Genomic DNA, 10,739 nt, shown 5'->3' with positions numbered 1-10,739 from the left:
GGGACAGGTGGGCCTGTGAGCCGGGATCTGTATTGCAAGACTCTGACCAGGGGAACATGTCTGCGGGGCGTGTACGGGGCGTGACGGCCTCAACTGCTGCGCAGAGCGCGCACGTTCCCGCCCATCACCGGGGCGACGATCGAGTCCCCTTGCGCGGCCATGACCTGGTCCTCCGCCGGCCACAGATGGGCGTACGTCTGCAGCGTCTCCGTCGCATCCTTGTGCCCGAGGCGGTGGGCCACGGCCACCGGGGACAGGCCCGCGGCGATCAGCTTCGACGCGTGGTAGTGCCGCAGCTGGTGCCACCCTGACCCGGCCAGGGGGACCTTGTCTCGCGCCGTGCGCCATGCCCGGGACATGGCCGAGCGCATCAGCGGCTTGCCGGTCGCTGTGCGGAACACCAGCCCGTCCGCCCCTGACTTGAACAGCTTGCGGTGTTCGGTGAGCATGGCGTACACCATCGGGCCGATCGACACCTTGCGCCGCGACGTCGTGGTCTTGGGTGGACCCCACACCGGCTCGCCGCCCTCGAGCCGGATGATCTGACGGTCGACCACGATGTGCGTCTCGTGCACCCGGCCCCCAGTCAGGCCCCGCGCTTCCCCGCTGCGCAGCCCTGTCGCGGCGATCAGCCGCACCAGCGCCTCGAGGTGAGGGGGCATGACTGCGGCCACTTGGCCCACGGTCTCGTCAGAGAGGGGCACCACCTTCTCGGTGGAAGGCGCGTAGTCCAGCGACCATAAGGCCACAGCCGAGTGGACATCGGCCTGGGTGATCAGGGTGACCGGTCGACTCCCGAGGGAGGGGAACACGGTGCGGGTGAGGCGCATGCGGGCGCCGTCACGGGAGGATTCCCGCAGGTGGATCTGCGCCTCGAGCCACTGCTGTGCGACGTCCTCAAACGTTTCCGGGCCCGTGCCGCGTCGGTACACGCCGCGGTGCTGCTCGGCCTTCACTTCGGTGCAGAACTCGTCCGCGAGCTCGCGGTACGCGAAGCTCCGCCGGCGCACCGCGCCGTCGCCATTGACGTACTCCACCTGCCATCGCAAGCCCGTCCCGTACCGGTCGCTCTTCTTCTTCCGGCCTGTCGCCGGATTCGTGACGTGCCAGCGGTCCCGGATGAACGCCATGTCAGCTCGCCTGCCTCTCAAGGTCATGTAGCCGTGCGGTGAGGATCCAGCCGGTGACGTCGAGCTCGAGCGCCCACGCGCCGAGGTCGTCGGTGACCGCAGCGCACCGTCTCAAGTCGTGCTTGCTGAGCGGCCAGCTCGCGGCCTCCCGGTCGGCGCGCTGCTCACGTCGTGCGTACAGCGCAGGATCATTGGTGGGTTCATCCCCGTGGATCGCATGTGAGATCTCATGCGCGAGGACGCACCGCTCCACGCGCCGAGACAATCCAGCGCGCAGCCAGATCGTCCCGTGTGCGTAGAGTCCGAGGGTTCCGAGGGAGGGGGCGTGCCGTACCGTCAGCCCGAGACGGTCGGCATGGTCCATCGGGTCGTACATCAGAAGTAGTCCTCCTCGCTGACGTCGGGCTGTCCCTCCGTCTTGGCCGCGAGCCGGTAGTCCTGCTGAGTGCTGGCTTGCTCGCGCAAGGTGCGCTCCGCTGCGGCGACGATACTCAGGGGGTCGACCCCGAGGGCGTCGCACACGACCTTGAGGTAATGGACGGTCAGCGGGCGGGTCTCGAGCCACACCATTCGTCCTAGGGTGCTTTGCGGTATGTCGGCCTCCTGCGCGAGTCGGCGCTGGGACCATGTGCGGCGTCCGGCCATGGCGCGCAGCTCGGCGTTGACGGCTCGGGCGAAGGCGTTAGGTGCGGGCGCGGGCCGTGAGTTGCTTCCTGTGGTCACGCCCTGAGTCTAACTGCACATGTGTCACTCAGTATCGCTGAGACGCATTCAGATACGATACGTTTTAACCTTGGGATGGCGTTATGAATCGAACTAGGGTCACAATGGGGGACATCAAAAGGAGTTCCCCCCATGGACACCACGACCATCGAAGAGCTGTGCATGCGGGCGACTGGGACGCGAACCTCACCTCGATCGGGATTGAGTGCCGTCCGGAGGCCACAGACGCGGATTACGCCACAGTCGCGTGGCTCATCGCCTGGCTGCGCGCTCGCTACGGCGACCACCCCCTGTACCCGCACAAGCAGTTCACACAGACGACGTGCCCGGGCAGGTGGGATCTCGCCCGCCTGGACCGGCTCGCACGAGGACAGACAGGAGGTGGTGACGTGAGCGGAGCCATGCGGCCCGTACCGGAGATGTACCCGATCACGCAGACGTTCTACGCCAACGCCACGATCTACAACTACGGGGCCGGCCACGGCGACATCGACTACGGCGCACCAGTGGGGACAGCGATCCTCGCCCCGGAATATGGCGTGATCCGCCACGCGGACTGGTCGTGGAATCTGTGGGGCGGTCCCAGTGAGTGGGCGATCCGCGAGTACCAGATCAAGGCCGCGCCCGGTGACACGCGCACCGGCGGCGGGATCATGGCCTGCGCCGCCAACGGCATCAACTCGCGATGGTGGGTCGCGCACCTTTCCCGCACGAACCTCAACCCTGGGGACAAGGTTGAGAAGGGGCAGATCATCGGCTAGCCCGGCAACACCGGATCGTCCACCGGGCCCCACGTCCACGTGTCCCTGATCCCCCCGAGCCCGAACTGGGACAACGGGTACTTCGGCGCCATCGACCCCGCACCGTACATCAAGGAGCGGTACGCGCCGCTCACCTACACCACATGGCAAGGCTCGCCCACCACTGGCAAGGGCTCTACCACTACAGGAAAGGACTAGTTCGACATGGCCACAGAGGCCGACCTGCGCCGCATCGTGCGCGAAGAGATCCGCAGCGGCGTCCAGCACGCCGAGTTCACCGACATCAACGGCAAGAAGCAGACCTTCGGCCAGGTCTGGCGCTTCCGCACTAAGAAGGCCGAACAGCTACTCGGTGCGATCGCCCAAGCCGTCCGCCCCTCCACCATCGCGCTCGCGGTGTGGGGGTACAAGAACGCCAAGGTCAACGACAGTGCCGACGCGTACCAGCTTGTCACCGACACCCGCAACAACATCCGGAAGGGAGCCCGACATGGTTGCACAGATCCTGAGGTACTTCGAGTTTTCCCACCTGTCCGCGCCCCTGCGTCAGGTCTCCCAGAAGTTTCACGCTCTGGCCATTGAGCTGGACGGCCTACTTCCTGACGGACCGGAGAAGACCACCGCACTCCGCAAGATCCTCGAGGGCAAAGACGCGGCTGTTCGTGCTGCTCCCGACGCCGAACACGACACGCAGAAGGGAGCCTGACATGGCTGCTGACTCCAAGATCGTCTCCGCCCCTGACACAGTTTCACCCAAGGTGTTCTGGCCGCTCGTGGTGGGCCTTGGGCTCACGTTCGTCGCAACGTTCCTCGCGGCCGTCACCCCGGAGATGCTGTCGGTTCTCGGCCCGTTCGCGGTGCCGATGGCCACCTCCCTGGTGTCAGTGGCCGGGGTGATCACCGGGTGGCTCAAGTCCGATCACCTGCGGGTGATCGGTTCGGAGGCTACGGCGGCGATCCTGCCAGTGGCCCCCACCTCGCAGGTCACTCCGCCTCTTCCTCTGGCAGACGAGCCGCTCACCCCCACCGCGGAGCGTGCGGAGCCCGACGACGTCGAGCAGCTCGAGGCTGAGCTCGCCCAGCTCGACCGCAATCCCGGCGGGGGCTCCACCGCGGCCTGACCCCGCCCAAGACGAAGCGCCCCACACCATCGCGGTGTGGGGCGCTTTTCTCATGTCAAGCTGGCACAGCCTGCCATGCATTGGGGTTCATATGGAGGGAACCATCTGTGCTGTACATGGACGTGGAGCTCATCAGCTGAACCAAAGTCCTAGACGCCTCTTCAAGCGCATGGCTCTCCGAGCTGTCGAGCCTTAGCGCCCGGACGAGATCGGAAACCGGCAAGGGGCCGTTCAGGTCGATATGCTCGACACCTACCACACGACCGTCCACGTCGCGGTCAACGAAAATCACGTCGTCGTACTCTGTGGTTGAGTGCACTTCGCGGTTGTTCAGCTTCACATAAGCCGTTCCAAACGACGTGTCGTACTCGATCTGCGGGGTCTTCATTGGACTCTCCTGGTTGCCTTAGCGATCGTACCAGTGGACTGTGACGACTGTAAGTCGGCCATCGACAGGTGAGGCATCCTCAATGTACTCATTGAGGCAAACTTTCAAGCGGCGCCCAGCGGTTGTCGTCCCAATGTAGCAAACCTTAGCGCTGCCACCCGGGACGCTCATGCGGTCCGTGGCAGTGAGTACGTCCCAGATGTCATCGAGGGTAATTGACCTCTCGGCAACGCGTTGGCGAGCGTGCCGTGACAGGATCAACTTCACGATGGATCAGCTGCCCCAATTTTGTTGACACTGAACGCAAGCCGCCGGACCATCACTTCGTTGAGCTCAATGCGCACCTCATACAGGCCGGGGTTAGGCAGGTGCACTGGGAAGCCGACTGCAAAGGTGACACCCGTTTTTCCGGCATAGGGGCGTCCTTCGCGCTGGGGGTCCATAGTTGTCTGGAGCTGGACTCTGCTCTGGTCATCCCCAGGGTCGAAGGTGACTGCCACCGAAAACGGGTCCGCATTCTGCGGCGTCCTGAACCGTCCTGCGACGTAGATGGTGTAAGTCACGGGCAGGGTGGCCACAGCTACTTGTGTGTAGCTTGCACCCACCGCAGTGAGCCCATCGTCTTCAACGCGTGCGTACTCCGCCAGGAAGGCGTAGTCGAGTTCTGGACCCTGCATCTCATCGCTCATGTCAGGACCTTAGCCCGATCTTAAGGGGGGTAGACGCTTCGACACTCATCCTGATCGGTCTCCGCCCCCACACATCGTGCCCATACCACGATGGTGTGGGGGCACTTTCGTCATGCCCGGGGCGAGCTACGGAGCCGGGGGCCCCGCCACGTCCGGTGTGGCTCCCGGGTCATAAGCTGGTGCGCCTGGCGGGGTGATCCCATATTCCATATAGCAGTACTGGATATCACCGGACATCGCCGTATTCATATCCAGGGCCTGACACTTCGCAATCTCCTCGGCTCGTGCGGCCTCTGACGTCTCGGGGACGTCCTGCTGCCCGCCGTAGTTCTTCGGATCCATTGGGTCCACACCGTGCGCCCAGTCCCCCAGCTGGTTCGCGGCGCAGTAGTCAACAACTTTCTGTTGCAGGGCGTCCGTGCGCGGCATAGACGAGCTCCACACGTCGGAGATGCACTGCCCGCCGGTTTGGAAAAACTGCTGGACCTCATCTGCACCCGCTGCTGGGGCCTGAGTCGGTGCGGCTTCAGCAGGGGCGGTCGACTCGGTCGGGTCCGGGAATACGGTCGGCTCGTTGCTGGTAGTCGCCGAAGGGGTTGCTGCGGCTGGTTTCGATGGACTCGGGGACGCGCTCGTGTTGCTGGCGGACGGGGTGGGCGTCTCGCTTGGTGTGTCACCGCCGCCGCACCCCGTCAGGCCAAACACCGCGAGCGCAACGGGCAGAACAAGTGCGGGAATGCGTCGATTCAAAGGGTCTCTCCTGAGGGTTATATGGCGGCGAGTTCGCGGGTGAGCTTGCGACCCTTGCCAGGGCCGCGCACGGACTCGGTTTGGATCGCGCCGGTGGGGGTGATGCTCATGATGTCGATGCGGAAGTGCGCGTCACGCGGGACCAGGGCCATGAGCAACAAGATCACGAGCCACAGGCCCAGGGAGATCAAGATCAGGAACAAGTGGATCACGAGCCAGAACATGCTGCGGGACATGCGAGTCCACACGCCGGGCGGCAGCTGCCCGTACTGGGTCCACGCAGTGTGTGGTTCGCGGCGCAGCACGATCGCCGTGCCCTTAGTCTTGGCCGTCCGCTCGGTGATAGTGGCGGTGAGCAGGTCGGTGCGTTCCTGGTCGGTCAGGGTGAGCTCGGGGTGCTGGGCTTCTTCGCCACGGGTCCTCCTAGGGGGTCAGAGTACGGCTACTGTATCGGATACTCGGGGCGTGGGAGATGTTACGTTGAGTGCGTTTGAGTCTACATGAGTCACAGTGCATCCAAATCGACTCGGTGCATTTTCGACATTTCCCTAGTCAGGACGGGAATGCCCCCCAGAGAGGGGACAGGTGGGCCTGTGAGCCGGGTTCTGTGCCGCGGGCGGTTACCCGCACCGCGGTGACGACCATCCATCTAGACCGTGCGTTGCCGCACGGCTCGAGCAGCCTACCCGGACGCTCGGGCGAGCAGCCCTCGAACGCGCCCTGCATGGCCTTGCTCCGGACGGGGTTTACCGAGCCGCGCCGGTCACCCGGCGCGCTGGTGGTCTCTTACACCACCTTTTCACCCTGACCCGCTCGCGGCGGGCGGTCTGTTTTCTGTGGCACTGTCCTGCGGGTTACCCCGAGTGGGTGTTACCCACCGTCCTGCTCTGCGGAGCCCGGACTTTCCTCGAGACGCCGTCCTTCACAACGACGCCGCGCGGTCGCCCGGCCCACCTGTCCGCCGTCGATCCTACCGCGCCGCCGGGCCACCCGACGCTCAGCGCCTGGCACCCCTGGCGCGGGGCACCCGAGTCAATGCGAGCGGCCGATGAGGAGCGGGCCGCGCAGTTCAGGACCGGATGCGCGCGAGCCCGGGCTCACACCAGGAGCAGCGCGGAACACTCGGGGCACTGGGGCACGGTCTGCGCCGGAGTATTCGTCAGCGCCGCGGCGTCGGCGGGGCTCAACCGGGTGCCGCACGCCCCGCACGTTCCGTTCTCGAAGCGTGCGACGGCGATCCGGCCTCCCCCGCGGGCGGTGCGCAGGCCGTCGTAGCGGTTCAGCAGGGCGGGATCAGTGAACTCCGATACACGCGTGGAGCGCTCCGCGGTCAGCCGCGCGTGCTCCTCTTTGAGCCGGGACAGCTCCGCGTCCCGGTCGGCCACCGCCGCGCGGGCCTCGGCGTCCGCGGCGCGCAACAGGGGCAGCTTCCGGTCCCGGTCCGCGGTGACCTCCTCGGCGTGGTCCATGGCCTGCAACTGCGCGTCCTCGGCCCGTCCGCGCTGCGCGGTGAGGGTGTCGATCTCGTGCTGGATGCCCATGAGGTCCTTGGCGGAGCCGCCGTGGTTGAGCCGCTCGGTGTCCTTGTCGATCCGGTCCTGGATCCGGGTGACCTCCAGCTCCGCCTCGGCCACCGCCCGCTCGGCCTCCTGCTGGGCGGTCTCGAGGGCGCGGGCCGCCGCGATCGCTTGCGTCCGCCGGGCCATGAGGGAAGCCACCCGCTCGGAGGTCTGCAACTCCTTGGCCCGGGCCATCACGGTGAGCAACCGGGAGTCCACGGACTGGAGTTCCAACAGGGCGGGAAGGGCCGAGCGGGGCGAGGTCATGGCGTTCTCCTGGGGTGCGGCTGGCTGAGTGCGGTGGTAGGTCCGCGTGTGCTTCAGGTCCCGGGCGTGTCGATCCGGAAGTCCCACGGATCGGTGCGCAGCGAGCTGACGGAGGTCTCCACGGCGAATCCCCGCCGCTCGAGTTCGTGCCGCAGGTCCTCGGCGGCCCACGGCAACCACAGGGCCTCGCTCGCGGAGTGGGCGGCGTCGATCAGCGCAGGGGTGCCCGATCCCCCGGGCCCCAGGGCGGCTTCCCGCGCTTCGGAGACCGGGTGGTGGCGCAGGTCCGCGGTCACGAACACGTCCGCCCCGTGGGCGCGGACCTCGTTGAAGAGGGAGTCCCCGGAGCCCCCGCACACCGCCACGGTGCTCACGGGTCGCTCGGGATCGCCGGCCACGCGCAGGCCCTGCGCCGTGGGCGGGATCCGCTGCGCGAGTCGGTCCGCGAGTTCGCGCAGCGTCACCGGCGTGGTCAGGGTCCCCACCCGACCCAGCCCCACGCGGGGGTCCGTGTCGTGCGGGACGAGCGGAGCGGCGTCGTCGGGAGAGACACCGCACGCCGCGATCAGCGCGTCCGACACGCCCCGGCGCGCGGAGTCCGCGTTCGTGTGGCAACACAGCAGGGCGCAGCGGTTCTCGATGAGGTCGTGGATCGCGCGGCCCTTGAACATGTGCGCGGCCACCGACGTGACCCCGCGCAGCAACAGCGGGTGGTGGGTCAGCAACAGGTCCGCGTCCCTGGAGACGGCCTCGTCCACCACGGCGGCCACGGGATCCACCGCGAAGTGGATCCGCCGGATCGGCTGCTCCGCCCGCCCCGTGACGAGCCCGGACGCGTCCCAGTCCTCCTGCAACGGGAAGGGCCACAGAGTGTCCGCGGCGGCGAGCACGTCCTCGAGCGTGGGCGGGGCGTCGGACGGGCGTTCGGTGCTCATGGCCACATCCTAGGAGTTCGCGCTGGGCGAGCGGCGGGAATCTTCTGGCGCGTCACGCGTTGTACTGGGCATGACTTCATCGACACCGCAGACGTTCGTGCTGGCCGGTGGCTGCTTCTGGTGCCTGGACGCCGTCTATCGCAGGGTGCGCGGCGTGCAGGGGGTGCGCAGTGTGTACACGGGAGGGCACACGGACCACCCCGACTACGAGTCCGTGTGCTCGGGCACCACGGGCCACGCCGAGGCCGTGGAGGTCACGTTCGATCCCTCCGTGGTTCCCGCCGACGTGATTCTGGACCTGTTCTTCACGGGCCACGACCCCACTACGCTCAACCGCCAGGGCTACGACGTGGGCACGCAGTACCGCTCCGCCATGTTCCCCGCCGACGACGAGCAACGGCACCTCTTCGAGGCCGCGATCTCCCGGGCGCAGACCCTGTTCGACGATCCCGTGGTGACCACCATCGAGCCGCTCGGGCCCGTGTACGAGGCAGAGGACTTCCACCAGGACTTCTACGGGAACCAACCATTCAACGGCTACTGCCAAGTGATCATCAACCCCAAGCTCGCGAAGGTGCGCCAACATTACGCCGTGTGGCTGAACGACTGAGCCGCCACCCGGGCCACCGATACGCTGGGAAAGATTCTGTGCGGGGACCGGCACGTGCGCCATGCCCCGCGGACCGACTGAACAGGAGACATGTCATGGGCAAGATCTACAACGACGTCACCGAGGTCGTGGGAGGCACTCCCCTCGTCCGCCTGAACCACCTTGACAAGGACCTCCCCGGCAACGTGGCCGTGAAGCTCGAGTTCTACAACCCCGCCAACTCCGTGAAGGACCGGATCGGCAAGGCCATCGTGGATGCCGCCGAGGCCTCCGGCCAGCTCAAGCCCGGTGGGACGATCGTGGAGGGCACCTCCGGTAACACGGGCATCGCCCTGGCCATGGTGGGTGCTGCCCGCGGGTACAAGGTCATCCTGACCATGCCCGAGACCATGTCCACCGAGCGCCGGGTCATGCTGCGCGCCTACGGTGCGGAGATCGTGCTGACCCCGGGTGCCGACGGCATGCGCGGCGCCGTGGACAAGGCCCAGGAGATCGTGGACTCCTCGGACAACGCGATCCTCGCGAGCCAGTTCGCCAACCCCGCCAACCCCCAGGTGCATTACGAGACCACGGGTCCCGAGATCTGGAACGACTCCGACGGCGCCGTGGACGTTTTCGTGGCCGGTATCGGCACGGGCGGGACCATCTCCGGCGCGGGCAAGTACCTGCGCGAGCAGAAGCCCGACATCCGGCTCGTGGCCGTGGAGCCCTCCGACTCCCCGCTGCTGACCGAGGGCAAGGCCGGCCCCCACAAGATCCAGGGCCTCGGCGCGAACTTCGTCCCGGACGTGCTCGACCGTGAGATCTACGACGACGTCTACGACGTCACCGTGGAGAACTCCGTGAAGTACGCCCGCGAGCTCGGCACCCAGGAAGGCATCCTGGGCGGCATCTCCTCGGGCGCCATCGTGTGGGCCGCCCTGCAAGAGGCCGCCAAGGAGGAGAACCGGGACAAGCTCATCGTCGCCGTGGTGTGCGATTTCGGTGAGCGCTACATCTCCACGATCCTGTACGAAGACATCCGGGGCTGATCCACTCGACCCGACCGTGCGGGTGTCCGGGATGCGCACCACAAGTGAGGCGCACCCCGGGCACCCGTTCTTCACGGCGGGCGGCCCACCCCGGCACACCACGGAAGAGGAAACACACGTGAGCTTCTGGCGCAGACTCAACGAGGACCTCGACACGGCTCGGACGCACGACCCCGCGGCGCGGTCCAACCTGGAGATCGCCCTGAACTACTCGGGGCTGCACGCCATTTGGGCCCACAGGTTGTCCCACCGGTTGTGGCGCAACCCGGACCGCCGGTTGCTGGCGCGCACCGTGTCCCAGCTCGCCCGCTGGGCCACGGGCGTGGAGATCCACCCGGGCGCCACGATCGGTCGGCGCTTCTTCATCGACCATGGCATGGGTGTGGTGATCGGTGAGACTGCGGAGATCGGTGACGACGTGATGATCTACCACGGCGTGACCCTCGGTGGTCGCTCCTTGGAACCCGTCAAGCGTCACCCCACGATCCAGGACCGCGTGACCATCGGTGCCGGTGCCAAGATCCTGGGTCCCCTGACCGTGGGCCATGATTCCTCCGTGGGCGCCAATGCCGTGGTGGTCAAGGACGTCCCCGAGGACTCGATCGTGACCGGCATCCCCGGCAAGGTGCGCCGGCGCACCCCGGAGAAGCAGGAACCGCTCGTGGACCCCGCGACCTACATCGATCCCGCGATGTGGATCTGAAGCTGACTACCTGACGGGTTCAACGAGAACGGGCCGGGTCTCCACGTGGGGGCCCGGCCCGTTCTCGCTACC

Annotated in this window: 15 protein-coding genes, 1 other RNA gene and 1 pseudogene; 8 read left to right on the top strand and 9 right to left on the bottom strand. The window is 66.8% G+C overall.

Annotated elements, in window-relative coordinates; translation table 11 throughout:
• Positions 1 to 89: 89 nt before the first annotated feature.
• From B3I25_RS02240 to B3I25_RS02230, 3 genes are read right to left on the bottom strand one after another with little or no spacing between them, the layout of a single operon-like run.
• Entirely contained in the window at positions 90 to 1,130 is a 1,041-nt protein-coding gene (locus B3I25_RS02240) for a site-specific integrase (protein ID WP_286737676.1), read from the bottom strand.
• A 1-nt stretch (position 1,131) separates the two neighbouring features.
• A complete protein-coding gene (locus tag B3I25_RS02235) occupies positions 1,132 to 1,506 on the bottom strand; it encodes an ImmA/IrrE family metallo-endopeptidase (protein WP_286737675.1) in 375 nt (124 codons plus the stop codon).
• Positions 1,506 to 1,853 (bottom strand): helix-turn-helix domain-containing protein, encoded by a 348-nt coding sequence (locus B3I25_RS02230; RefSeq protein ID WP_286737674.1) that lies wholly within the window; start codon positions 1,851 to 1,853, stop codon positions 1,506 to 1,508. The genes B3I25_RS02235 and B3I25_RS02230 overlap by 1 nt, the downstream gene beginning before the upstream one ends.
• 83 nt (positions 1,854 to 1,936) lie before the next feature.
• Here B3I25_RS02230 and B3I25_RS02225 point away from each other — a divergent pair.
• The 5 genes and pseudogenes from B3I25_RS02225 to B3I25_RS02205 all read left to right on the top strand — a co-directional run.
• Positions 1,937 to 2,176, top strand: a pseudogene (locus B3I25_RS02225) (N-acetylmuramoyl-L-alanine amidase); the annotation flags it as partial.
• A 66-nt stretch (positions 2,177 to 2,242) separates the two neighbouring features.
• Complete coding sequence (locus tag B3I25_RS02220) at positions 2,243 to 2,614, top strand: M23 family metallopeptidase (RefSeq protein WP_286737788.1); 372 nt, start codon at positions 2,243 to 2,245, stop codon at positions 2,612 to 2,614.
• A 39-nt stretch (positions 2,615 to 2,653) separates the two neighbouring features.
• Entirely contained in the window at positions 2,654 to 2,812 is a 159-nt protein-coding gene (locus B3I25_RS02215) for a hypothetical protein (protein WP_286737673.1), read from the top strand.
• Between the two features lie 6 nt (positions 2,813 to 2,818).
• On the top strand, positions 2,819 to 3,196 hold the full coding sequence (locus B3I25_RS02210) for a hypothetical protein (protein ID WP_286737672.1): 378 nt from the start codon (positions 2,819 to 2,821) through the stop codon (positions 3,194 to 3,196).
• Positions 3,197 to 3,321: 125 nt separating this feature from the next.
• Positions 3,322 to 3,735: a hypothetical protein gene (locus tag B3I25_RS02205; protein ID WP_286737671.1), complete on the top strand. Its 414-nt coding sequence runs from the start codon at positions 3,322 to 3,324 to the stop codon at positions 3,733 to 3,735.
• A 55-nt stretch (positions 3,736 to 3,790) separates the two neighbouring features.
• Here the strand turns inward: B3I25_RS02205 and B3I25_RS02200 are convergent, their stop codons facing one another.
• From B3I25_RS02200 to B3I25_RS02175, 6 genes are all read right to left on the bottom strand, one after another.
• Positions 3,791 to 4,123, bottom strand: a complete 333-nt coding sequence (locus B3I25_RS02200; RefSeq protein ID WP_286737669.1) for a DUF2283 domain-containing protein — start codon at positions 4,121 to 4,123, stop codon at positions 3,791 to 3,793.
• Between the two features lie 263 nt (positions 4,124 to 4,386).
• Entirely contained in the window at positions 4,387 to 4,812 is a 426-nt protein-coding gene (locus B3I25_RS02195; protein WP_239320296.1) for a DUF6941 family protein, read from the bottom strand.
• Between the two features lie 767 nt (positions 4,813 to 5,579).
• Complete coding sequence (locus B3I25_RS02190) at positions 5,580 to 5,798, bottom strand: hypothetical protein (RefSeq protein ID WP_286737668.1); 219 nt, start codon at positions 5,796 to 5,798, stop codon at positions 5,580 to 5,582.
• A gap of 342 nt (positions 5,799 to 6,140) precedes the next feature.
• An RNA gene (gene rnpB, locus B3I25_RS02185) (RNase P RNA component class A) lies at positions 6,141 to 6,519 on the bottom strand.
• A gap of 140 nt (positions 6,520 to 6,659) precedes the next feature.
• Positions 6,660 to 7,388 carry a zinc ribbon domain-containing protein gene (locus B3I25_RS02180; protein WP_286737667.1) on the bottom strand — a complete coding sequence of 243 codons (729 nt, stop codon included), beginning with the start codon at positions 7,386 to 7,388 and terminating at the stop codon, positions 6,660 to 6,662.
• 53 nt (positions 7,389 to 7,441) lie between these two features.
• Positions 7,442 to 8,323 (bottom strand): Nif3-like dinuclear metal center hexameric protein, encoded by an 882-nt coding sequence (locus tag B3I25_RS02175; protein ID WP_098054558.1) that lies wholly within the window; start codon positions 8,321 to 8,323, stop codon positions 7,442 to 7,444.
• A gap of 70 nt (positions 8,324 to 8,393) precedes the next feature.
• On the opposite strand from B3I25_RS02175, the gene msrA reads away from it, so the two are divergent.
• The 3 genes from msrA (at position 8,394) to epsC (ending at position 10,667) form a co-directional block, all read left to right on the top strand.
• Positions 8,394 to 8,933, top strand: coding sequence for a peptide-methionine (S)-S-oxide reductase MsrA (gene msrA, locus B3I25_RS02170; RefSeq protein ID WP_085105929.1), 540 nt, complete (start codon positions 8,394 to 8,396; stop codon positions 8,931 to 8,933).
• Positions 8,934 to 9,028: 95 nt separating this feature from the next.
• Complete coding sequence (gene cysK, locus B3I25_RS02165; protein ID WP_035961305.1) at positions 9,029 to 9,964, top strand: cysteine synthase A; 936 nt, start codon at positions 9,029 to 9,031, stop codon at positions 9,962 to 9,964.
• A gap of 118 nt (positions 9,965 to 10,082) precedes the next feature.
• Positions 10,083 to 10,667, top strand: coding sequence for a serine O-acetyltransferase EpsC (gene epsC, locus B3I25_RS02160; protein WP_035961303.1), 585 nt, complete (start codon positions 10,083 to 10,085; stop codon positions 10,665 to 10,667).
• Positions 10,668 to 10,739: the final 72 nt, after the last annotated feature.

This window comes from Kocuria sp. UBA1838 (assembly GCF_002338785.1).
Classification (GTDB): domain Bacteria; phylum Actinomycetota; class Actinomycetes; order Actinomycetales; family Micrococcaceae; genus Kocuria; species Kocuria marina.
The sequence above is the reverse complement of the archived record's forward strand: the minus strand, read 5'-3'. Positions and strand labels throughout refer to the sequence as shown.